General features: G+C 72.8%; 20 protein-coding genes and 2 pseudogenes. 7 read left to right on the top strand and 15 right to left on the bottom strand.

Annotated elements, in window-relative coordinates; translation table 11 throughout:
- Window positions 1-498 precede the first annotated feature (498 nt).
- From rplL to rsmI, 5 genes are all read right to left on the bottom strand, one after another.
- Window positions 499-885 (bottom strand): 50S ribosomal protein L7/L12, encoded by a 387-nt coding sequence (gene rplL, locus G3I42_RS31215; RefSeq protein ID WP_343244714.1) that lies wholly within the window; start codon window positions 883-885, stop codon window positions 499-501.
- A 111-nt stretch (window positions 886-996) separates the two neighbouring features.
- Window positions 997-1,527: a 50S ribosomal protein L10 gene (gene rplJ / locus G3I42_RS31210; protein WP_008746149.1), complete on the bottom strand. Its 531-nt coding sequence runs from the start codon at window positions 1,525-1,527 to the stop codon at window positions 997-999.
- A 332-nt stretch (window positions 1,528-1,859) separates the two neighbouring features.
- The gene (locus G3I42_RS31205; RefSeq protein WP_164291052.1) at window positions 1,860-2,807 is read right to left on the bottom strand and encodes a DUF1396 domain-containing protein; all 948 of its coding nucleotides are present in this window, start codon (window positions 2,805-2,807) and stop codon (window positions 1,860-1,862) included.
- An 82-nt stretch (window positions 2,808-2,889) separates the two neighbouring features.
- Window positions 2,890-3,153, bottom strand: a complete 264-nt coding sequence (locus tag G3I42_RS31200; RefSeq protein ID WP_239096795.1) for a hypothetical protein — start codon at window positions 3,151-3,153, stop codon at window positions 2,890-2,892.
- Between the two features lie 204 nt (window positions 3,154-3,357).
- Complete coding sequence (gene rsmI / locus G3I42_RS31195; protein ID WP_164282321.1) at window positions 3,358-4,257, bottom strand: 16S rRNA (cytidine(1402)-2'-O)-methyltransferase; 900 nt, start codon at window positions 4,255-4,257, stop codon at window positions 3,358-3,360.
- Window positions 4,258-4,435: 178 nt separating this feature from the next.
- On the opposite strand from rsmI, the gene G3I42_RS31190 reads away from it, so the two are divergent.
- From G3I42_RS31190 to G3I42_RS31175, 4 genes are all read left to right on the top strand, one after another.
- Window positions 4,436-6,190 (top strand): phospholipid carrier-dependent glycosyltransferase, encoded by a 1,755-nt coding sequence (locus G3I42_RS31190; protein ID WP_164282320.1) that lies wholly within the window; start codon window positions 4,436-4,438, stop codon window positions 6,188-6,190.
- Window positions 6,191-6,244: 54 nt separating this feature from the next.
- Window positions 6,245-6,475 (top strand): hypothetical protein, encoded by a 231-nt coding sequence (locus tag G3I42_RS31185; RefSeq protein ID WP_164282319.1) that lies wholly within the window; start codon window positions 6,245-6,247, stop codon window positions 6,473-6,475.
- A gap of 143 nt (window positions 6,476-6,618) precedes the next feature.
- A complete protein-coding gene (locus G3I42_RS31180; RefSeq protein ID WP_164282318.1) occupies window positions 6,619-8,238 on the top strand; it encodes a penicillin-binding transpeptidase domain-containing protein in 1,620 nt (539 codons plus the stop codon).
- Window positions 8,239-8,426: 188 nt separating this feature from the next.
- Complete coding sequence (locus G3I42_RS31175) at window positions 8,427-9,347, top strand: phosphotransferase (protein WP_164282317.1); 921 nt, start codon at window positions 8,427-8,429, stop codon at window positions 9,345-9,347.
- Window positions 9,348-9,370: 23 nt separating this feature from the next.
- Here the strand turns inward: G3I42_RS31175 and G3I42_RS31170 are convergent, their stop codons facing one another.
- The 5 genes from G3I42_RS31170 to G3I42_RS31150 form a co-directional block, all read right to left on the bottom strand.
- The gene (locus tag G3I42_RS31170) at window positions 9,371-10,201 is read right to left on the bottom strand and encodes an SDR family NAD(P)-dependent oxidoreductase (RefSeq protein WP_239096231.1); all 831 of its coding nucleotides are present in this window, start codon (window positions 10,199-10,201) and stop codon (window positions 9,371-9,373) included.
- Between the two features lie 75 nt (window positions 10,202-10,276).
- On the bottom strand, window positions 10,277-11,482 hold the full coding sequence (locus G3I42_RS31165) for a serine hydrolase domain-containing protein (RefSeq protein ID WP_343244435.1): 1,206 nt from the start codon (window positions 11,480-11,482) through the stop codon (window positions 10,277-10,279).
- A complete protein-coding gene (locus G3I42_RS31160; RefSeq protein WP_203606295.1) occupies window positions 11,479-12,342 on the bottom strand; it encodes an ABC transporter ATP-binding protein in 864 nt (287 codons plus the stop codon). The genes G3I42_RS31165 and G3I42_RS31160 overlap by 4 nt, the downstream gene beginning before the upstream one ends.
- Window positions 12,330-13,091, bottom strand: coding sequence for a cobalt ECF transporter T component CbiQ (cbiQ, locus tag G3I42_RS31155; protein WP_164282316.1), 762 nt, complete (start codon window positions 13,089-13,091; stop codon window positions 12,330-12,332). The genes G3I42_RS31160 and cbiQ overlap by 13 nt, the downstream gene beginning before the upstream one ends.
- Before the next feature lie 4 nt (window positions 13,092-13,095).
- Window positions 13,096-14,166 (bottom strand): energy-coupling factor ABC transporter permease, encoded by a 1,071-nt coding sequence (locus G3I42_RS31150; protein WP_164282315.1) that lies wholly within the window; start codon window positions 14,164-14,166, stop codon window positions 13,096-13,098.
- Window positions 14,167-14,354: 188 nt separating this feature from the next.
- Here G3I42_RS31150 and G3I42_RS31145 point away from each other — a divergent pair, with 188 nt between their 5' ends.
- Window positions 14,355-14,858, top strand: coding sequence for an SsgA family sporulation/cell division regulator (locus G3I42_RS31145; protein ID WP_164282314.1), 504 nt, complete (start codon window positions 14,355-14,357; stop codon window positions 14,856-14,858).
- Here G3I42_RS31145 and G3I42_RS31140 read toward each other — a convergent pair.
- The 5 genes from G3I42_RS31140 to G3I42_RS31120 form a co-directional block, all read right to left on the bottom strand.
- Window positions 14,792-15,346 (bottom strand): tetratricopeptide repeat protein, encoded by a 555-nt coding sequence (locus G3I42_RS31140; RefSeq protein ID WP_164282313.1) that lies wholly within the window; start codon window positions 15,344-15,346, stop codon window positions 14,792-14,794. The genes G3I42_RS31145 and G3I42_RS31140 overlap by 67 nt on opposite strands.
- Before the next feature lie 65 nt (window positions 15,347-15,411).
- A complete protein-coding gene (locus tag G3I42_RS31135; RefSeq protein WP_164282312.1) occupies window positions 15,412-15,984 on the bottom strand; it encodes a dihydrofolate reductase family protein in 573 nt (190 codons plus the stop codon).
- 354 nt (window positions 15,985-16,338) lie between these two features.
- Window positions 16,339-18,627 carry an MMPL family transporter gene (locus G3I42_RS31130; RefSeq protein WP_164282311.1) on the bottom strand — a complete coding sequence of 763 codons (2,289 nt, stop codon included), beginning with the start codon at window positions 18,625-18,627 and terminating at the stop codon, window positions 16,339-16,341.
- Between the two features lie 283 nt (window positions 18,628-18,910).
- Window positions 18,911-19,507, bottom strand: coding sequence for a TetR/AcrR family transcriptional regulator (locus tag G3I42_RS31125; protein ID WP_164282310.1), 597 nt, complete (start codon window positions 19,505-19,507; stop codon window positions 18,911-18,913).
- A gap of 293 nt (window positions 19,508-19,800) precedes the next feature.
- Window positions 19,801-20,211 (bottom strand): MerR family transcriptional regulator, encoded by a 411-nt coding sequence (locus tag G3I42_RS31120; RefSeq protein ID WP_164282309.1) that lies wholly within the window; start codon window positions 20,209-20,211, stop codon window positions 19,801-19,803.
- A gap of 220 nt (window positions 20,212-20,431) precedes the next feature.
- Here G3I42_RS31120 and G3I42_RS31115 point away from each other — a divergent pair.
- Window positions 20,432-21,616: pseudogene (locus tag G3I42_RS31115) on the top strand (SulP family inorganic anion transporter); the annotation flags it as partial.
- A gap of 148 nt (window positions 21,617-21,764) precedes the next feature.
- A pseudogene (locus tag G3I42_RS31110) lies at window positions 21,765-22,753 on the top strand (PD40 domain-containing protein); the annotation flags it as partial.

Below are 22,753 nucleotides of genomic sequence, written 5' to 3'. Positions count from 1 at the left end.
CCCACTGATGTCCAGTCCGGGTTTACTCCCGGATGCGCGAGACTCTCGCTGATCACAACTCCTGCGCGTTCCGTGCGCCTGGCGACGCACTCCGATACTGCCCTCTCCGCCACCGATCCATGCCTCGGATTGAGGATCGTTGTGACGACGCGTCCTGAGAATTGCGCGCTGCGTGCCGTTCGTCAAGGCCCCCGCGTCCCGCCGCTCGGCCGCCGTGGGGACCACAGGAGGCCGGGGCCCGGGACCGGGCGCACAACGAAGATCACCCTACCCGCAGGGGCGGAACGCCCGCAGCACCCGCCACGGCAACGCCAAAGGGCGACCACCCGGTTGGGTGATCGCCCTTCAGCCCCTCGGCGTTACACCCCAGGGTGAAAACGTCGTGGAGAGGTTGCCACGGCCGTCATCCGGCCGGGGCAGCCTTCGTACGTACGTGCCCGTGCGGGCCCCTCAGGGCCGCGCACAGGGCGCGTACGAAAGGTCCTCGCGGACCTCGAATCACTTGACCTCGACCGAGGCGCCGGCGCCCTTGAGGGACTCGGCGGCCTTGTCGGCGGCGGCCTTGTCGACCTTCTCCAGGACGGGCTTCGGGGTGCCGTCGACGAGGTCCTTGGCCTCCTTCAGACCCAGCGAGGTCAGCTCACGCACGACCTTGATGACCTGGATCTTCTTGTCGCCGGCGCCCGTGAGGATGACGTCGAACTCGTCCTGCTCCTCGGCGGCCTCGGCGGCCGGGGCACCCGGGCCCGCGACAGCGGCGGCGACGGGCGCGGCGGCGGTGACGTCGAACTTCTCCTCGAAGGCCTTCACGAACTCGGAGAGCTCGATGAGGGTCAGCTCCTCGAACTGGGCGAGGAGTTCTTCCTGGCTGAGCTTCGCCATGATGGCGGTCCTTCCACTCTTCGGCTGGTGCCGGATGTACATGTCGGCGGGCGTACGTACGGCCCGCGTCGACCTCTGCCCGCTCAGCGGGCTCGGGTCAGAAAACGAGCCGAATTACTCGGCACCGCCCTGCTCGGCCTTCTTGGCACGAAGCGCCTCCGCGGTGCGGACGAACTTCGAGGGAAGCGCCTGGAAGAGCGCGGCAGCCTGCGACTGCTTGCCCTTCATGGCGCCCGCCAGCTTGGCCAGCAGAACCTCGCGGGACTCGAGGTCCGCAAGCTTCTTGATCTCGTCGGCGGAGAGCGCCTTGCCGTCGAGAACACCGCCCTTGATGACAAGCGCGGGGTTGTCCTTGGCGAAGTCACGGAGACCCTTCGCCGCCTCGACCGGGTCACCGGTGACGAAAGCGACGGCCGTCGAGCCCTTGAGGTGCTCGTCCAGCTCCGAGAACCCGGCCTCCTTGGCCGCGATCTTGGTCAGCGTGTTCTTCACCACACGGTACTGAGCGTTCTCGCCGAGAGAACGGCGCAGCTGCTTGAGCTGCGCGACGGACAGACCCGTGTACGCGGTAACGACGGCAGCGTTGGAGTTACGGAGCTTCTCCGTGATCTCCTCAACGGCATCGACCTTGTCAGCGGTCGCCATGTGCCTCGGCCTCCTTCCGGGGTGATGAGCTTCGACTGACCTCGCGATCAGCCGCAGACGAGCCGTGGACCACCGGGCTCGGAAGGAGAGTGGAGAACAAACGAAACGCCCCGGCGCAGGGCGCTCGGGGCGTGGCTCGACCGGACTGGACGTCCGGGAGCTGCGGTCCTCATTCGCACCTGCGCGGGTCGCTCGCGTATCTGCGAGTCCTTCGGCCACCGCGCCTTGCGGCACAGGGGCGACCAGCGGTCTTCGGCTACGAAAGGGAGAGTACGGGAGCGGACCCGCCCGGAGCAAATCGCCCCGGGACGGGCCCGCGGAACCGCTCGCGCTCACATGTCGCCGAGCGCGTCCTCCAGGTCCTTCATGTCCTCGTCGCTCATCTCGGCGCCCGCGTCGTCCCCGAGCCCCTTGAGCTGTTCCATCATCTTCCCGAAGTCCGCGGTGTCCGAAGCGGCCGGCTTCTTCACCGTGACGGGCTTGTTGTAGTCCTTGAAGGTGATGGTCATGTCGAGGTCGCCCGTGGACGTCTTCGACTGCATGCGCATGCGCTTGGTGAGCTGGTCGGCGTCCAGGTACAGGTCCATCGTCAGATCGTTCTTGATCCCGAGGGCCTTGAACTGCTTGACCGCCTCGTCCTGCTGCGCCTTGTCGAGGGCCGAGGACTTGGTCAGTTCGTCGAGCGAGACGGTGCCCTGGTAGTGGGTCGTCTCGACGCCGTCGATCTTCTCCGTACCGACCTTCTTGACGTCCTCGGAGCCCAGCAGCATGCCGGTCTGGTCGGCGGGGCTCTGCTCGGCGAAGGTCGCCGCGGAGCCGCCCACGGGGATGTCCTTGGCGGCCTCGTTCAGCTCCTCCATGGGCAGCGCCATCCAGTGCTTGCCCTCGATCTTCGCCTCGGGCCCGCCGTTGATGTAGATCGAGTTCCCGACCACGCGGAACTCGACCGGCTGGCCGTCCTGCTCCATCGTGATGGACAGGGCCCGCGGGTCGACGCTCATGGCCGCCTCGCCCTGCATCGTCTCCTCGCCGGGCACCTTGACGTCCATCGTGTACCGGAAGGACGTCAGCTTCCCGCTCTTGCCGACGGCCTCCTTGATCGCCGCGGCGGGCGTGAGACCACTCTTCGCGGGCGCCGACTTCTCCGCCGCCGGCTGCGCGTCGCTCTTCTTGTCGTCGTCCCCGCCACAAGCCGTCGCCGCCCCGCCCAGGAGCGCCACCGTGATCGCCGCGCCCACGACGCGCCCCGTACGCCCCCGGCTCCAAGCTGTCCTGTTCATTTCCCCACCCCATGCCGACACTGTGCGTGCCCCCGATTTTTGCCGCACTTTACCCGAGGGGTAGGACACTCCCGCACCCGATTCAGTTCCGCCCACCCGGCACCTCGGGCACCTCCACCGCCGTCCCGAACCCGCTCCAGTACGTCGTGACCCGCACCAGTCCCGCCTTCCCGCGCCCCGACTCGACCCGCTTCACGAGCCGTCCGCGCCCGTCGAGCCACACGTCCACGCTCTGCGCCGCGACCCCCGCCTCCCGCACCCGCGCCGACTCCCCCGCCCGTACGCGCCCCGCCCAGTGCGTCGTGACGACGCCCCGCACCCGCGCCCGCCCGGCGGCCCGCACCATGGGGGCTGCCGAACGTTGGACCGGATTTGGCGAACCCGTGCACTTCGGGCCCTTCACCGCGACCCGGACTTTGCCGAAAGCCCGGGACACTTTGCCCGCGTTTGGCGCGAGGAAACGGTGACGTGCCGCGCGGCGCCCACGGTCCGCCGCAAGCCGCGCCACGCCCCGCCCCGCCCCGCCCCACGCCCCGCCGCGGGCCCCGCCTCAGGCCCCGCCCTTCTCCGCGTTCTTCGCCGCCACCACCGCGTCGAACACCTCCCGCTTCGGCAGCCCCGCCTCCGCCGCCACCGCCGCGATGGCCTCCTTGCGCCGCTCCCCCGCCTCCTCCCGCACCCGCACCCTGCGCACCAGCTCGGCCGCGTCCAGACCGGCCGGGTCCGGCTCCGGGGCGCCCTCGACGACGACCGTGATCTCGCCCCGTACGCCCTCCGCCGCCCACGCAGCCAGCTCCGCGAGCGGGCCGCGCCGCACTTCCTCGTACGTCTTCGTCAGTTCGCGGCACACGGCAGCGCGGCGCCCGGCGCCGAAGACCTCCGCCATCGCGGCGAGGGTGTCGTCGATGCGGTGCGGGGCCTCGAAGTAGACGAGGGTGCGGCGCTCCTCGGCGACCTCGGTCAGGCGCGCGCGGCGTTCGCCCGCCTTGCGCGGCAGGAAGCCCTCGAAGCAGAAGCGGTCGACGGGGAGCCCCGACACGGCGAGCGCGGTGAGCACGGCGGAGGGCCCCGGCACGGCCGTGACGCGGACGTCGCGCTCCACCGCCGCCGCGACCAGCCGGTAGCCCGGGTCGGAGACCGAGGGCATCCCGGCGTCCGTGACGAGCAGCACCCGCGCGCCGCCCGCGAGCGCGTCGGCGAGTTCCAGCGTACGGGCCGCCTCGTTGCCCTCGAAGTACGACACGACCCGGCCCCCCACCCGCACCCCGAGCGCCTGCGTGAGCCGCCGCAGCCGCCGCGTGTCCTCGGCCGCCACGATGTCGGCCGTCTCCAGCTCGCGGGCGAGCCGGGGCGGCGCGTCCGCCACGTCCCCGATGGGGGTACCGGCGAGGACGAGCAGCCCGGCGGAGGCAGGGGCGGCGGACGGGGCGGGGGAGGTCTCGGAAGTCACCCCACCATGATGACGCCCCACCCGCACCGGCCCGAAAATCAAGCCCCTCCGGGGGGACCTCCCGGCCGGAGGCTGGGGGAGATTGAGGAGCGGGGTGAGGGGCGGAGCCCCGCGACGCCGGCCGCGAGAACGGGAAGCATTCGCTCCCGCCCACATGACCGTTCCCTACGATGACCCGGTGACCAGTACCGCGTCCTCGACCGAGGCCAGCCAGGGGCAAGCCGCCGATCCCCAGGCCCCGCCGCCCTGGCAGCGGCGGCTGCGCCGCTTCGGCTACGTCCCCCGGCGCCGCGAGGCGAGCGTCGCTGAGCGGCTCGACCCGCCGTGGGCGGGGCCCGCCGACCCGGGGCTGTGGACGGCGATCGGTCTCCCGTACCGCCTCTCCGCCTTCCTCGTGCGCTCCGCGAGCTGGCTCGGCCCGCTGCTGATCACGCTCGTCGCCGGGGTCACCCGTTTCTGGCACCTCGGCTCGCCGAAGGCGGTGATATTCGACGAGACGTACTACGCGAAGGACGCCTGGGCGCTCATCCACCGCGGCTACGAGGTGAGCTGGGGCGAGCAGGCCAACAAGCAGATCCTCGCCGACCCGTCCACGGTCGACATCCCGACGCAGGCCGCGTACGTCGTGCACCCGCCGGTCGGCAAGTACGTCATCGGGATCGGCGAGTGGCTCTTCGGCCTCACGCCCTTCGGCTGGCGCTTCATGACGGCCGTGCTCGGCACCGCGTCCGTGTGGATGCTGTGCCGGATCGGGCGGCGCATGTTCCGCTCGACGTTCCTCGGCTGCTTCGCGGGCGCGCTGCTCACGATCGACGGCCTGCACCTCGTGATGAGCCGCACCGCGCTCCTCGACCTCGTGCTGATGTTCTTCGTGCTCGCCGCCTTCGGCTGCCTGCTCCTGGACCGCGACCGCGCCCGCGCCCGGCTGCTCGCCGCGCTCCCGGTCGACGCGGACGGGATCGTACGGGCGGATGCCGCGGTCGCCGAGACCGCGTTCCTCGGCTGGCGGCCCTGGCGCTGGGCCGCCGGGATCTGCCTCGGTCTCGCTCTCGGCACGAAGTGGAACGGGCTCTTCGTACTCGCCGCGTTCGGCGTCATGACGGTGCTGTGGGACGTCGGCGCGCGCAAGGTCGCGGGCGCGCGCCCGGGGCGTGCCTGGCGCGGCATGCTGCTGCGCGACTCGCCTCTCGCCTTCCTCTCCCTCGTCCCGGTCGCCCTCGCCGTCTACCTGGCCTCCTGGAGCGCCTGGATCGCCTCGCCCGACAACGGCAAGGGCGGCTACCTGCGCGACTGGGCGAAGACGGCCGGGCAGGGCGGCCACTTCACCTGGCTGCCCGACTGGCTGCGCAGCCTGTGGCACTACGAGCACGAGGTCTACAAGTTCCACGTCGGCCTCACGGACGGCCACCGCTACCAGTCGAACGCGTGGAGCTGGATGGTCGACGGCCGTCCCGTCTCGTACTTCTACGAGTCCCCGCCGCCCGGCAGCGACGGCTGCCCGCGCGCTACGACGGGCGACTGCGCCCGCGAGGTGCTCGCGCTCGGCACGCCCGCGCTGTGGTGGGCGGCGTGCGCCGCGCTCGTCTACGTGCTGTGGCGGTGGGTCTTCCGCCGCGACTGGCGCGCGGGCGCGATCCTCGGCGCGGTGGCCGTCGGCTGGCTGCCCTGGCTCCACTACCAGGAGCGCACGATCTTCTACTTCTACGCGGTCGTCTTCGTGCCCTTCCTGTGCCTCGCGCTGACCATGCTCGTCGGGGCCGTGCTCGGCCCGGCGGGGGCCACGGAGCGACGCAGGACGGTCGGGGCGACGGCGGCGGGCGTGCTTTTCCTCCTCATCGCGTGGAACTTCGTGTATTTCTGGCCCCTCTACACGGGCACGGCGATTCCCTACGGGTCCTGGCACGACCGGATGTGGCTCAATTCCTGGATCTGAGCGCGGGAGTACGGCCGGAAGCGCGGCGAAGCCGAACTGCGGGAAAGGTGAGCGATGACCGAAGAGCGAAGCGTCCAGGAACTGCGCCTGGGCCTGTACGCCACCCCGGCGCGGGCCGAGGAGATCAAGCGGCGGATCGAGCACCTGCTGTGCCCCGATCCCGGCCACGCCCCGCCCTGCCCCGTCCCCTGGTCGGCGATGCTGCTCGGCCTCTCCACCCAGGAGGCGCGGGAGGCGTACCCCGAACTCCTCGACCAGGCCGAGGCGGAACGCCACCTGAGCTGACCACCCCCAAGCGGCCCTCCCCCGACCGCGGCGAGGGCTACCGTCGGTCGCATGATCGTCGCAATCCCGTAACGGGATCTCCACAAGTCCCGTCCGCCGCATAGGCTCCCGACGACCACACGTGCGGAGGGGGGAGTGCTGTCATGCGCACCGGGGTGAAGGTATCGGTGGTGTCGGGGGCGCTCGTCGTGCTGCTCGGTGGCGGCGGGTACGGGGCGTACAACCTCGTGCACGCCGTCACCTCGGGCACGGCGGACGAGAATTCGGCCGAGGCGGTCGCCAAGCGCCTCGACACGCCCCTGACGGCGAAGGACGTACGGGAGACGGGGGAGAAGTTCCTCCGTACGTGGGGCGCCGGGCGCGTCACCGCGGCCGCCGCGCTGACCAGCCAGCCCGCCCCGGCGGGGGTCGCGCTCCAGGGCGTACGGGACAAGGCGCACGTCAGCAAGGTGACGCTGACGCCCGGCACCGCGGCGGGTACGCGGCTGCCGTACCACGTGAAGCTCGCCGTGCGCGGCAAGTCGCTCGCGTACGACACGGAACTGAAGGTCGTCCGCTCGGAGACGACCGGTCAGCCGGTCGTCAAGTGGACGCCCACGCTCGTGCATCCGCGGATGAAGGACGGCGACCTGCTCGTCACCGGGGACGCCGACGCGCCGCCCGTCGCGCTCGTCGACCGCGACGGCAAGACGCTCGACGCTGAGGACTACCCCTCGCTCGCGCCGGTCCTCGCCCAGCTCAGGGAGCGGTACGGGGAGCAGGCGGGCGGTTCGGGGGCCGTCGAGCTGATGATCAAGCACTCCGACGACACGCCGGACACGACGCTGCTCACGCTGGAGAAGGGCAAGCCGGGGCGGGTGCCGACGACGCTCAGCGCGGGGGTGCAGGCCGCCGCCGAGAAGGCCGTGGCGGCGTACGCGAACGCCTCCGTCGTCGTCGAGCGGGCCGGGACGGGCGAGATACTCGCCGTCGCCAACCACCGCGACGACCAGTTCAACGCCGCGTTCCAGGGGACCGTGGCACCCGGCTCCACGATGAAGATGATCACGGCGGCGATGCTCATCGACAAGGGCCTGACCAGCGCGAACGGGCCCGCGCCCTGTCCGGACACGGCGCTGTCGGGCGGGCAGACCGTGCACAACCTGACGGGGATGAAGGCCGATCCGGGCGCGACGCTCGCGCGGGCCTTCGCGATCTCGTGCAACACCTCCTTCGTCTCGTTCGCGCCGAAGCTCCAGCCCGGCGACCTCGGTAGCGAGGCGAGCGAGAAGTTCGGGCTCGGGCGCGACAACTGGAAGACGGGCATCGCCTCGGCGGACGGGAAGGTGCCGGTCGCCGAGGGCGACGACAAGGGCGTCTCGCTCATCGGGCAGGGCAAGGTGCAGCTCAACCCGCTCAACCTCGCCTCCGTCGTCGCGACGATCCGCAACGGGGCCTTCCACCAGCCCGTCCTCGTCCCCGCGTCCTTCGACAAGAGGCCGCTGGCCACGGCCGCCGGGCTGAGCCCCAGCACGTCGGCGCAGCTGCGGCAGATGATGAACCTCACCGCGACGAGCGGCACGGCGGCGACGGCGATGAGCGGGCTCGGCCCCGACGTCGGCGCGAAGACCGGCTCGGCGGAGGTCGACGGGCAGACGCAGTCGAACAGCTGGTTCGCCGGCTACCGGGGCGACTTCACGGCCGCCGCGTACGCCGAGCAGGGCGGGCACGGGGGCGACGTGGCGGGCCCGATCGTGGCGGCGGTGCTGCGCGCGACGGGGTGACGGACCCGGACGCCGACCGTTGCCGATCGGCCGGCGGACCCGTACGGCCAACTCCGCGCGGGAACAGCCGCCGTCCGGACCCGTCGAGTCGATAGCGGTCGCGATCGGTCGCGGGCTTGGGGTGGTACGGGGGTGTGGGCCACGATGTGGCGGTCCGTACCCCGTACCGCCTCCCCCCGGGACGTCCCGTGCTCGACTTCGCTCTCCTGAATACGGTCCTCGCGGAGCACCTGGACCGGCTGGGGCTCGCCCCGGAGCCCCGGCGCGAGAAGGTGCGCGCCTGGACGCACGGCGGGGTCGAGCGGCTGGTCTTCGCGGACGGCCTGACGCTCATCCACAAGTACGGGCACGCGCCGCTCACGCAGGAGGCGGCGACGCACCGGGTGTTCCAGGCCGCCGGGGTGCCGGTGGCGACGCTGCACTCCAGCGAGGTGCGCGACAAGCACATGACGATCGTCATGGAGGACCTGGGCGAGCCCGAACGCCCCGCCACCGAGGACGAGGTGCTCGAACTGCTCCTCGTCCTCCACCGGACGCCCGCGCCGCACGGCAGCCCCTCGCTCACCGAGTCCACGATGATCACGCTGCCCGACCGGGCGCGCTGGCACCTGGACCGGCTCCAGGAGGCGGGGCGCTGGACCGCACTGGCGGGCAGGCTCGGCGACGACCTCGACAAGGTGCGGAAGGTCTCCGAGGAACGGTGCGCGGGCGCCGACCAGGAGCCCTTCGGCTGGGTGCACACCGAGATCGCGGGCAACGGCGTGCACGTCGGGCCGAAGGGCATCCGCCTCATCGACTTCGCGCGCTCCTACGTCGGCCCCGTCCTCTTCGACCTCGTCTCCTGGGGCGACGGCCTCGACCGCCCGCGCCCCCGCGAGGCGCGCGCGTTCCTGGAGAGGTACGTGGACCTCGGCGGCCCCGCCGCGACGCTCGACCGCCGCGCGGGCCTCTCCGCCGAGCGCTGGGCGCTCGCCTGGCTGCGGGTCTGGCGCGTCGAGTGGTACCTCGAACAGTCCGCGGTCCGCTACGCCGACCCCGGCCTCGACCCGACGCGCCAGGCCCTCGTCCGCCGCAACATGGACCAGGCGCTGGACCTGCTGGAGCTGTAGAGGGGGCGGCGGGGCGGGTCCGCCTACGCCCCGTCAGCCGCCCCGTCAGCCGCCCCGTCAGCCGCCGCGTCCGCCTCCGCCGCGTCCACCTCCGCCTTCCGCTGCCGGAATCCCGACTGGACCGCCAGGATGCCGCCGTCCACCCGCAGTGTCGTGCCCGTGACCCAGGCCGCGTCGGCCGAGGCGAGGTAGGCGACGGCCGCCGCGATGTCCTCCGGTTCGCCGACGCGGCCGAGCGGGTAGAGGCCGGCGAGGGCTTCGAGGTGGGCGGGGCGGTCGGCCCAGGCGGTCGTGCGGACCGTGCCGGGCTCGACGAGGTTGACGCGGACGCCGCGCGGCCCCGCGTGACCGGCGAGCGTACGGGTCAGGGAGGTGAGCGCGGCCTTGGCGGCGCTGTAGGCGTGGCCGCCGAAGTCGGCCTCGGCGTTGACCGAGCCGATCGTCACGATCGCGCCCCGGCCGGAGGCGACGAGGTGCGGGAGCGCGGCGCGCGAGCAGCGGAAGGCGCCGCCGAGGCACACGTCGATGTCCCGCTCCCAGACCTCGTCGCTCTCGTCCTCGAAGAGGTCCGCGTCCTCGCCCGCCGCGTAGGCGTTGTTGACGAGCACGTCGAGGCGCCCGAAGCGTTCCACCGCGTACGCGACGGCGGCTTCGGCCTCGGCCCGTATCCGCACGTCGAGGCGGTACGGTTCCGCGCCCGGTATCCCTGCGGCGGTCGCGCGCGCGGCCACCTCGTCCGCGTCGGTGAGCAGCACCCGCGCCCCCTCGGCGGCGAGCCGCCGCGCGCTCGCGGCCCCGATCCCGCGCGCGGCACCGGTGATCAGGACGACGTGACCCTCGAATCGCTGTGTCATGGCGCGGAAGCTACCGGGGGGACGGCGGGTGGGTACAGAGGTGGGACCGCCCGCCTCGGTCCGCCTCGGCCCACCTCAGTCCCCCACCACCGCCCGCACCGCCTTCACCAGCGCCTGCGCCCGTGGGTCGGCCGTGACGCCCTTGCGCAGGCCGTTCGTCACGTAACCGAAGGCGATGGCCGACTCGGGGTCGGCGAAGCCGAGGGAGCCGCCGCGGCCCGGGTGGCCGAAGGAGCCCGGGGCGAGGAGGGGGCTCGCGGGGCCGTGGAGCATGAAGCCGGCGCCGAAGCGGGTGCGGGCGACGAGGACGCGGTCGGGGCCCTCGGACTCCTGGGTCCGGGCCATCGCGAGGGTCGCGGGGGTGAACAGGCGGCGGCCGCCGTCGACCTCGCCGATGAGCGCCGCGTAGAAGCGGGCGAGGCCGCGCGCGGTCGCGATGCCGTTCGCGGCGGGGAGTTCGGCGGCGCGGTGGGCGCGCGTGTTCTCGTCGGCCTCGGGGCGCACGGCGGCGAAGGCGCGGCTCGTGAGCGAGTCCGGGTCGGCGTACGCGGCGGCGATGTCCCTGCGCGGGCGCAGGCGCAGGCCGTTCGCCGCGGGCGGCGGGGCGAGCGGCGTGATCCGGCCGACGCGCCACTCCTCGTCCTCGGGCAGTCCTATCCACAGGTCGAGGCCGAGGGGCCGTTCCAGGTGCTCGGCGACCCAGGAGCCGAGCGTGCGGCCGGTGAGGCGGCGCACGAGTTCGCCGGTGAGGAAGCCGTACGTCTGCGCGTGGTAGCCGTGGTCGGTGCCGGGCTCCCAGAAGGGGGTCTGCGCGGCGACCGCGGCGGCGGCGCGGTCGAGGTCGCGGGCGGCCTCGGGGGTGAGCGGCGTGTCGAGCGCGGGCACGCCCGCGCGGTGGCCGAGGAGGTGGCGGACGCGCGTGGCGTCCTTGCCGTGTGCCTTGTACGCGGGCCAGTACGTCGCGACCGGGGCCTCCAGGTCGAGGGCGCCGCGCTGGTGCAGCAGGAGCAGGACGCTCGCCGCGACGCCCTTCGTCGCGGAGCGGACGATCTGCGCCGTGCCCCGGCGCCAGGGCTCGCCGCCCGCGGCGGGGGCGTCCCCGTCCCTCGTACCGCCCCACAGGTCCACGACCTTGCGCCCGTCGTGGTAGACGGCGACGGCGGCGCCGCGCTCCCCGAGCCGGGTGAAGTTCCCGACGAAGGCGTCCCTGACCTGCTCGTATCCCGGGGCGACGAGTCCTTCGACCGTCACGTCCCCGGCTTGCCGCACACTCTCGTTCACCTCTCCATGGTCACAGACCGCGGATCGAAGCCGAAGGGCAGTTCGAGACGGTGGGCGCGCATGAGGGCGGCGTCGCTCAGCAGCTCGCCGGTCGGGCCGTCCGCCGCGATGACGCCCTCGCTCAGGATCGCCGCGCGCGGGCACAGTTCGAGGGCGTAGGGGAGGTCGTGGGTGACCATCAGGACGGTCACGTCGAGGCGCTGGAGGATGTCGGCGAGTTCGCGGCGCGAAGCCGGGTCCAGGTTCGAGGAGGGCTCGTCCAGGACCAGGATCTCGGGCTTCATCGCGAGGACGGTGGCGACGGCGACGCGGCGGCGCTGGCCGAAGGAGAGGTGGTGCGGGGGACGGTCGAGGTACTCGCCCATGCCGACCTCGTCGAGCGCCTCCCGTACCCGCGCCTCCAGCTCCGCGCCCCGCAGTCCGGCCGCCGCCGGGCCGAAGGCGACGTCCTCGCGGACGGTGGGCATGAAGAGCTGGTCGTCGGGGTCCTGGAAGACGAGGCCGACGCGGCGGCGGATCTCCGCCATGTGCTTCTTGCCGACCGGCAGTCCCGCGACGGTGACGCTGCCCGCGCCGGCTTCGAGGATGCCGTTGAGGTGGAGGACGAGCGTCGTCTTGCCCGCGCCGTTGGGGCCGAGGAGCGCGACGCGTTCGCCCTTGCCGATCCGGAGGTCGACGCCGAAGAGCGCCTGGTGGCCGTCCGGGTAGGCGTAGGCGAGGCCGCTCACGTCGAGCGAGGGCGGCGGCGTTCCGGCCCCGCTGTCGCCGCGTACGGGGTCGGTGGCGGGTTTCGCCGGTACGGGGTCGGTGGCCGGGCTCGTCGGTACCGGGTCGGTGGCTGAGTTCGTCACAGGGTCCATCCCAACAGGCAGATCACGAGCGCCGCGGCGGGCAGGGTGAGCGCGTGCGCCCACTGCGTGCCCGTCGCGGTGATCTCGTCGATGACGGGCATGCTGCCCGTGTAGCCGCGGCTGAGCATCGCGAGGTGGACGCGCTCGCCGCGTTCGTAGGAGCGGATGAAGAGCGCGCCCGCGGATTTCGCGAGGACGCCCCACTGCCGTACGCCCTTCGCCTCGAAGCCGCGCGACTCGCGGGCGATCTTCATGCGGCGCATCTCGTCCGTGATGACGTCCCCGTAGCGGATCATGAACGAGGCGATCTGGACGAGCATCGAGGGCAGCCGGAGCCGTTGCAGGCCCAGGAGCAGGGCGCGCAGTTCCGTCGTGGAGGCGAGCAGGACGGAGGCGGCGACGCCGAGCGTGCCCTTCGCGAGGACGTTGAAGGCGCCCCACAGGCCGTTGACCGAGAGGGACAGGCCGAGGAAGTCGGTGCGCGGGCCCTCCGCGACGAACGGCATGAGCACCGCGAAGGCCACGAAGGGCACCTCGATGAGCAGCCGTTTCAGCAGGTACCCGGCCGGGACGCGGGCCGCCGTCGCGACGGCGGCGAGCAGCAGCGCGTACACGCCGAAGGCCCACAGCGCCTCGCGCGGGGTCGAGACGACGACCACGACGAAGGCGAAGGCGGCGGCGAGTTTCGTGTGCGGCGGCAGCCGGTGCACGACGGAGTGCCCGTGCCGGTAAAGGCGATGGGCGTGGCCCGCTCCCATGTGCTTAAACGGTCCCTGCGGAAGTAGTGGTGCCGTGGTCCTCGTCGGTGCGGCGCTTGCGTACGGCCCAGAAGACGCCCGAGCCGACGACGATCGTCGCGCCGACACCGATCACGCCGGCGAGGCCGCCGGAGATCCGGGCGTTGGCGATGTCCTTGACACCGTAGTCGGCGAGCGGGGAGTCCTTCGAGGCGTGGTCCTTCTCCTGCTTGTCGATGCCCTTGTCGTGCGCGACCTTCTCCAGCCCGTCGGGGTTCGCGGAGGCGTAGAAGCTGACGAAACCGGCGAGGACGAGGGAGGCGACGATGCCGGTGATCCAGATCTTGCGGGTGGAGCGGGCGGCGACGGGGGCCGGGGCGGGCGTCTTCGGGGCGGCGTCGACGAGTTCGCCGTTCACGCGCAGCTTGAGCGGCGCTTCGAGGCCGCGCGCGCCGTGCACGAGGTCGGGGCGTACGGCGACGACGGCGCCGACCGTCAGCGCGGTGATGACCGCCTCGCCGATCCCGATGAGGACGTGCACGCCGATCATGGCGCTCGCGACCTTGCCGATCGAGATGTCCGTCGTGCCGCCGATCCAGTACATGAGCGTGAACGCGACCGCCGCGGCCGGCACGGAGATCAGCGCGGCGACGAAGGAGGCGGCCGTGATCGAGGAGCGGCGGCGTGGCAGGACCTTCACGAGGCCGCGGAAGAGGGCGTACGCGACGACGGTCGTCACGATCGCCATGTCGGTGATGTTGACGCCGAGCGCGGTGAGGCCGCCGTCCGCGAAGAGGACGCCCTGCATGAGCAGGACGACGGACACGCACAGCACGCCGGTGTACGGGCCGACGAGTATCGCGGCGAGCGCGCCGCCGAGCAGGTGCCCGCTCGTGCCCGCCGCGACCGGGAAGTTGAGCATCTGCACCGCGAAGATGAACGCGGCGACGAGACCGGCGAGCGGCGCGGTGCGCTCGGCACCGGCGGCGCCGAGTTCCCGGCGGGCGCCACGCAGCGAGACGGCGACGGCCGCGGCGGCGAGGACGCCGGTCGCGGCGGAGACGGGGGCGTTGATGAATCCGTCAGGGACATGCATGGCGGGGACTTCGCTTCCTGCGGGGGCGGGGACGCGGCGGGGACGGTGATCACAGAGCTGGGTTGTCGCAAAACCGTACGATCATAGTGCCCAGTTGCGAGCGACTTGCAAGAGTGCATGCCTCGCAGCTGCTCCCAGGCCGCGTCCCCCGCCGGGCGGATTCCCCGCATTCGTGCGAGTCTGCGACCGTGACAGGCATCGAGCAGTACGTACGGGTACGGGTGTGCGCGAGCGGCCCCGACGAGGCGGAGACGCTGCCCGTGCTCCTGCGGTACGACCCCGCCACCGACGCGACGCTCGTCGGCCTCGGCTTCCCCGGTACGGAAGGCGCGCACGACCACGTCTTCGCGCGCGCTCTCCTGGAGGAGGGCCTGCGCAGCCCGGCCGAGACGGCGGCCCTGCGGATCTGGCCCTGCGGGCGCGCGCAGACGGTCCTCGAACTGCGCCGCGCGGCGGGGCACCTCCTGATCCTCCAGTTCGACAGCACGGACCTGATCCGCTTCCTGCGCCGCACGTACACGGCGGCGGCCCACTACGAGGCGGGGCTCACGGGACCGGTGCGGGAGGCGCCGAGGGCGGTGGAGGGGGCGGGGGCGGAAGCGGCAGGACGGCCGGAGGCCGGGGGTCAGCCGACGGTTCCGCCCGGCTCGTCCGGTTCGCCGGTCTCGACGCGGTCGAGGTCCTCGGCGTAGTACGCGATGGCCTTGCGGAAGGCGCGCACGCCCGGGTCGGTGCTCGTGTCGGCGAGGAGCGTGAGCAGGGCGCTCAGGGCCTCGTGGTGGGCGCCGGTGTTGTGGCGGGCCATGGCGAGGAAGACGGTGAGCGCGCCGTCCCCGGGGTGGGCGGTGAGACCGGCCTCCAGGGTCGCGACGGCGTCCTCGTACCGCCCGAGAATCCGGTACGTGCTGCCGAGCCCGAGGTACACACCGTGCCGGTCCTCGGCGCCGAGCGCGTCGGCGCCCGCGAGCGCGGTTTCGTAGAAGGGCACGGCGGCGGCCTCCCGGCCGAGCACGTCGTGCGCCCACGCGGTCTGGTACGCGATCTCGGGATCGCGCGGGTACGCGGCACTCAGCGCGAGCAGCGCGGTGCGCGCGTCCTCGGCGTTACCGGCCTCGCGGAGCGCGACGGCGGCGCGGAGGCGGTCGCGGGCGGCGGGGGGCGGGGACGGGGTGCTGGTCACGGGGCGTTTCTCGCAGGTGGAGCCCCCGGCCCCCAGCCCCCAGCCCCCGCTCAGCGCACCCCGTCTCACCGCACCACGTCGAAGACGTTGAGCTGGACGCCGTTCGCGTACGCCGCGTGCTCGACGAGGCGGAGCTTGCGGGTGTCCGCGTCGGTGGCGGGGAAGAGGCGCAGACCCGCGCCGAGCAGCAGCGGGAAGACGAGCAGGTGGTAGCGGTCCACGAGGCCCGCGTCGGCGAGGGCGTGGTGGAGGCGGGCGCTGCCCTGGACGAGGAGCGGGCCGCCCTCGCCCTCCTTGAGGGCGGCGACCTCGTCGAGCGAGCGCAGGAGCGTCGTCGGGCCCCAGCCGGGGACGAGGGCGTCCTCGCCGAGCGTGGTCGAGACGACGTACTTGGGCAGCGCGTTGTACGTGGCGAACTCCGCCCTGCCCGGCCACACGGCGCTGAACGCCTCGTAGCTGCGGCGGCCGAGGAGCAGGGCGCCGGCCTCCTCCTGCTCGCGGCCCTTGATCGCGTACGCCTCGGGGAGGAACTCCACGTCCTCGAAGGTCCAGCCGGCGTTGCGGTAGCCGGTCTCGCCGCCGGGGGCCTCCATGACGCCGTCGAGCGAGACGAAGGCGGTGCTGATGAGCGTGCGCATCGAAAGGGTCCCCTGGGGTCGTGATCCGTGGCGGTGCCGGGACGGGCGGGCCGCCACGTCCCCCGAAGCCGCGTGGCGGTCCGCCCGCACTGAAGACCGGTGCGGCGGCGAAAACTCATCGCGCGGCGCGCCACGAACGGCAGGGCCGGTCTCCGCGCCATGCGGAGACCGGCCCTGCCGTACACGGGAAGGGGCCCGGCGAGAGCCTTGCCCTCTCGCCGGGCCCGCCGTGCCGGCCCCGTCCCCACGGACCTCGGCACGGTTGCCGGGTGGTGCGCGGCGCGAAGCCGGCCACCCGGTCACCGGGCGGGACACGGCCCTGGGGCCGCTCGCCCCGCCCGGGGCCAGGACTGCTCAGACGCGGGTCAACTCCCGTTCCGCGTCCGGGTCCTGGGGTCCTTCACCGGAGGACGAGGTGTCCCCCAGCGCCTTGTGGAGCTTCTCGCCCTCGACGTCGACGTTCGGCAGAATCCGGTCGAGCCACTTCGGCAGCCACCAGGCGCGGCGGCCGAGCAGGGCGAGTACCGCCGGGACGATCGTCATGCGCACCACGAAGGCGTCGAAGAGGACGGCGATCGCGAGGGCGAAGCCGATCATCTTGACCATCTGCTCGCTGGAGCCGATGAAGCCGCCGAAGACGGCCATCATGATGACGGCGGCGGCCGTGACGACCCGCGCCCCGTGCCGGAAGCCGGTCTCGATCGACTGCCGGGGGCTCTCGCCGTGGACGTACGCCTCCCGCATCCGGGTCACGAGGAACACCTCGTAGTCCATCGCGAGACCGAAGACCACGCCCACCATGAAGATCGGCATCATGCTCATGATCGGGCCGGTCTGTTCGACGCCGAAGAGCGAGCCGAGCCAGCCCCACTGGTAGACCGCGACGACCGCGCCGAGCGCCGCGACCACCGAGAGGAGGAAGCCGAGCGCCGCCTTGAGGGGCACGAGGATCGAGCGGAAGACGAGCATCAGGAGCAGGAAGGCGAGGCCGACGACGAGCACCAGGTACGGCAGCAGGGCGTCGTTCATCTTCTGCGAGACGTCGATGTTCATCGCCGTCGTGCCGGTGACGAGCACCTCGCCGTCCTTGCCGGCCTTGATGTCCTTGCCGAGGTCGCGGATGGAGTGGACGAGGTCCTCGGTCTGCTTGGAGGACGGCTTGGAGCCCGGGACGACGCTGATGGTCGCCGTGTCGCCGGCCTTGTTGAAGTTGGCCGGGGAGACCGCGGCCACGTCCGGGAGCTTCTTGACCTCGGCGGCGACGTGGGCCGCCTCCGCCTGCGGGTCGGCGATGCCCTTGCCGTCGTAGACGAGCATGAGCGGGCCGTTGAAGCCGGGGCCGAAGCCGTCCGAGAGCAGGTCGTAGGCCCGGCGCTGCGTCGTGTCGGTCGGCTGCGAGCCGTCGTCGGGCAGGCCGAGTTCGAGCTGGGTGGCCGGGACGGCGATGACACCGAGGCCGAGGACGCCGAGGACGAGGACGAGCACGGGGCGGTGGAGCACGAAGCGGGCCCAGCGGGTGCCGCCGTTGACCTTGTGCTCCCCGTCCGCGCCGCGGGAGGCGGCGGCGACGGCGCGGGCCTGCGCCTCGGGGCCCTGGTCCTTGACGGCCTTGGCGGCCTTGCGGGCCTTGCGGCCGAGCACCTTGTCGCCCGCGAAGCCGAGCAGCGCGGGGATGAGGCTGAGCGCGACGATCACCGCGACCGCGACCGTACCGGCGGCGGCGACGCCCATCTTGGTGAGCATCGGGATGTTGACGACCGCGAGTCCGCACAGGGCGATGATCACGGTGAGCCCGGCGAAGACGACGGCGGAGCCCGCCGTGCCCGTCGCGCGTCCGGCGGCCTCCTCGGGCAGTTTGCCCTCGGCGCGTTCGGCGCGGTAGCGGGAGACGATGAAGAGCGCGTAGTCGATGCCGACCGCGAGGCCGATCATCATCGCGAGGGTCGAGGTCGTCGAGTCGAGGTTCAGGGCCGAGGCGAGCGCGGTGATCGAGGCGACGCCGATGCCGACGCCGATGATCGCCGTGAGCAGCGGGAGCCCGGCCGCGACGATCGCGCCGAAGGTGATGACGAGGACGACGGCCGCGATGACGATGCCGACGACCTCCGTGGAGCCCGACTCCGCCTCGGCCTGGAGCGCGTCACCGCCGATCTCGACGGTGAGGCCCTTGTCCTGGGCCTGCTCGGCGGAGTGCTCCAGCGAGTCCTGGGTGGCGTCCTTCAGCTCCATCGAGCTGACCTTGTAGCTCACGGTGGAGTAGGCGATCGTGCCGTCCTTGGAGACGGCCGCGTTGTTCTCGAAGGGGTTCGCCGCGTGGGCGACCTCCTTCGAGCCGTGCTCGATCGCGGAGATCGTCTTGGTGACCTCGGCCTTGTTCGCCGGGTCGGTGATCTTCTGGCCCTCGGGCGCCTTGAAGACGACGCGGGCGCTCGCCCCGTCGGCGTTGCCCCCCGGGTTGCGCTGGTCGAGGAGGTCGAAGGCCTTCTGGGCCTCGACGCCGGGTATGGAGAACTGCGTCGGTCCCGGGCTGCTCGCGGTGGCGGCGCCGAAGCCGACGAGCGCGAGCAGCGCGACCCAGATGAGGGCGACGACGCGGCGCCGCCTGAAGGCGAACCGGCCGAGCCGGTAGAGGAATGTGGCCACGGGGGTGGAACTCCCGTTCGATCAGGGGCGGAAAAGGGACAAGGCTTCGCGGTGCGTCCGGCCCTGACGGGAGGCGGTCACGTCAGGTGGTACGGGTCGCGGCGGCTCGTACGCGGCGGTACGGGGGCGCGGTGCGCGGACCGGTGCCCGCCCGGCTCACCCTGGTCCGGGCAGGCCGGTCCGGCGGCGCGGGGTACGCGTCGCAGGGCGTCCTGGCCCGGTGGGGAGGGGGAATCGAGGGGCGCGCGTCAGTCTGCGCGGGTCGTGCGAGGGTCGTGCGGAGTCAGACGCCGAGGGCGGGGAGCACCACGGCGTCGAGGTAGCGAATGAGGAAGTCCCGGTCCAAGGGCCGCGCGTCGATCATCTGCCGCGCGACGAAAGCGCCGACCATCATGTGCACGACGAAGTCGATCGCGGGTCTGTCCGCGTCCAGCTCGCCGCGCTCCACCGCACGCCGCAGCACCTGGCCGAGCCCCGTGATCTCGGGCTCGATCAGCAGCTCGCGGAAGGCACGGTGCAGATCGGGGTTGCTCTTCATCTCCATGGCGATCCCGCGCATCAGCGCGGCGTCCTCCGCCATGCGGCAATCGTCCTGGTCGCCCACTACCGCGTGGAGGTCCCCACGCAGGCTGCCGGTGTCGATGTCGGCGATCGAGTGCGGTTTGTGATGGCGCAGCGCCTTCACGACCAGCTCGGGCTTGCTCCCCCACTGGCGGTAGAGGGTGGCCTTGCTGGACCGGGTGCGGGAAGCCACGGCGTCCATGGTGAGCGCCTCGTAGCCGACCTCGCGGAGCAGGTCGAGCACGGCGCCGTACAACTCGGCCTCGCGCTCCGGCGTCAGACGGCTGCGACGCGTCGTCGCGCCCGCTGCTCCAGCCATCCGGCCCACCTCCTGCTCGCTCCCGCGCGCCTGTCCCGTCCCGGGCAGGGACGGGCGAACGACACACGTCGGTCCACGCACCCTAGCCCCCGATGGAGGAGCCGGATGCGCTCTCGCACGCTCTGAGCCTACCCGCCCGTCAAGCGAAACGAAACAGTTTCGTACGTGAGGTGGACCACGCGTGCTGCGCAGGGCTTATTTATCCGGCGCGTACACGCTGGCCTGCGACGGGGCGACGCGGACGGTACGGGGGCGGGCGGTACGGGGCAGGGGCCGCGCGGGCTCCGTGCCACTCACCCTTCGGCGGCCGGGCCGGGGAGCCTGCCGCGCAGGGTCTCGGCGAACTCCTCGGCCCGCGCGAGCTGCACCCGCAGCCGCTCGACCTGCGCGCTCGCCTCGCGTTCGTAGGCCCGTACGCGCCCGAGCAGCACCTCGCGCTCCTCCGGCGGCAGGGCCCCGGCGCCCGCGTCGAGGCGGTCGGTCGCGGCGAGCAGCTCGCGCATCTGTTCCAGGGTGAAGCCGAGCGGTTTCATGCGCCGGATCACCATCAGCCGGGCGACGTCGGCCTCGGTGTAGAGGCGGAAGCCGCCCTGGGAGCGGGCCGAGGGAATGACGAGACCGGTCTCCTCGTAGTGCCTGATCGTGCGCAGCGACAACTCCGTACGCTCCGCCACCTCACCGATCCGCATGTGTTCGCCCGTCACGCGGGCATTGTCGCACCGGCGCCCCTCCGCCCGATCATCCCTACCCTTACGTAAGGGTAGAGTGTGGAGGCTCACCCGTCCCCTCGTCCCCGACAGGTACCTCCCCCTCGTGACCTCCTCGCCCGGCCTCGCGGACGCGCACCCCGACGACCCCGCAGCCGCGTTCGCCGCCGCACCCGCAGCCCCGCCCGCCTCCCCTCCCGGCCCCGCTCCCTCCGGCCTGGAACCCGGACCCGCTCCCCGTCCCGGCCCCCGCCGGTTCCTCCCCGCCTGGTGCTCCGACCCGCGCGTGTGGCGCACCGAGGTGCTCGCCGGGCTCGTCGTCGCGCTCGCGCTCATCCCCGAGGCGATCTCCTTCTCCGTCATCGCGGGCGTCGACCCGGCCGTGGGCCTCACCACGTCCTTCACGATGGCCGTGACGCTCGCGCTCGTCGGCGGGCGCCGCGCGATGATCTCCGCCGCGACCGGCGCCGTCGCCCTCGTGACCGCCCCGCTCAACCGCGAGCACGGCTTCGGCTACCTCGTGGCGGGCGTGATCCTCGCCGGGCTCCTCCAGGTCGTCCTCGGCGCGCTCGGCGTCGCGAAGCTCATGCGGTTCGTGCCGCGCACGGTGATGACCGGCTTCGTCAACGCGCTCGCGATCCTCATCTTCCTGGCGCAGTTGCCCGAGCTGCGGCACGTGCCGTGGGCGGTGTACGCGCTCTTCGGCGGCGGGCTCGCGCTCATGGTGCTGCTGCCGAGGCTGAGCCGGATCGTCCCCGCGCCGCTCGTGTCGATCGCCGTGCTCACCGCGCTCACGGTGGGCGCGGGCCTCGCCGTGCCGACCGTGGGCGACAAGGGCGCGCTGCCGTCCTCGCTGCCGACGCCGGGGCTGCCCGACGTGCCGTTCACGGCCGAGACGCTGCGGATCGTCCTCCCGTACGCCCTCGCCATGGCGCTCGTCGGGCTCATGGAATCGCTCATGACCGCGCGCCTCGTGGACGAGCTGACCGGGACGCCGTCGTCGAAGAAGCGCGAGTCGGTCGGCCAGGGCATCGCCAACGTCGTCTCCGGTTTCCTCGGTGGCATGGGCGGCTGCGCGATGATCGGCCAGACGATGATCAACGTGAAGGTCTCCGGGGCCCGCACCCGCGTCTCGACCTTCCTCGCGGGCTCCTTCCTCATGGCGCTGTGCCTCGCGCTCGGGCCCGTCGTCTCGGACATCCCCATGGCGGCGCTCGTCGCGATCATGGTCATGGTCTCCCTGACCACCTTCGACTGGCGCTCGATCGCCCCCGGCACGCTGCGCCGCGCGCCCGTCGGCGAGAGCGCCGTCATGGTCCTGACGGTCGCCGTCGTCGTCGCGACGCACAACCTCGCGATCGGCGTCGTGTGCGGCACGTGCCTGACGCTCCTCGCGCGCCGGTACGGGTGGTGGCGGACGACCGGGGGCGGCGACCGGCCGTAGGCGTACGGGGACGGGGACGAGCACGGGGCGCGCCCGTCCCCGTACGGCCCCGTCCCGCCCCACCCCCGCCCGTTCCCGAGTTGCCACGTGCCGTCGCGCGTAGAGCATGGGAGAGGTGACCGCGCACCCGAGGGACCCGTACTCGCGGGGCGGAGCGGCCTACCTCCGCCATCCCGCCCTCCACGCCGACCTCCTCTGCTTCGTCGCCGAGGACGACCTGTGGCTCGCCCCGCTCCCGGCCCCCAGCGCGACGGAACCCTCCCTCGCCCGCCGGCTCACGGCGGACCGCACGAAGCTGAGCCATCCCCGGTTCTCCCCGGACGGCTCGCACCTCGCCTTCGTCTCCTGGCGCAGTCTCGACCCCGAGATCCACCTCGCCGAGGTCGCGGGCGACACCCCGGTGCGCCAGCTCACCTACTGGGCCGGGCGCGACACCCGTGTGTGCGGCTGGAGCCCGCCCGACGCGGACGGGCGCAGCGACATCCTCGCCGTCTCCTCGCAGGCCCAGCCGTTCTCGTACTTCTCGTGGGCCTACAAGGTCCCCACCGACGGCTCCCCCGGCGGCCCCCTGCCCTGGGGTCCCGTCGCCGCGTTCGCGCAGCGCGGCCACGAGAGCGAGGAACGCACCCTCCTGCTCACCGGTACGCCCCCGCACGAACCGGCCGCCTGGAAGCGCTACCGGGGCGGCGCCACCGGCCGCCTGTGGCTGCACGGCGAACGCCTCCTCGCCGACCTCGACGGGCACCTCGACTGCCCCCTGTTCGTCGGCGACCGCGTCGCCTTCCTCTCCGACCACGAGGGCGTCGGCAACGTCTACTCCTGCCGCCCGGACGGCTCCGACCTGCGCCGCCACACCGACCACGACGCCTTCTACGCCCGCAACGCGGCGAGCGACGGCGAGCGGATCGTCTACCAGTGCGCCGGGGAGCTGTGGCTCGTCGACGACCTCGCGCCCGACGCGGTCCCGCGCCGCCTCGACATCCGCCTCGGCGGCCCCCGCTCGGGCCGCCGCCGCCACCAGGTCCCGGCCGCGCGCCACCTCGACGCCGTGTGTCCCGACGAGACGGGCCGCGCGAGCGCCGTCGCGGTGCGCGG

It is taken from the genome of Streptomyces sp. SID11385 (genome assembly GCF_010548245.1).
GTDB lineage: Bacteria > Actinomycetota > Actinomycetes > Streptomycetales > Streptomycetaceae > Streptomyces.
The sequence above is the reverse complement of the archived record's forward strand: the minus strand, read 5'-3'. Positions and strand labels throughout refer to the sequence as shown.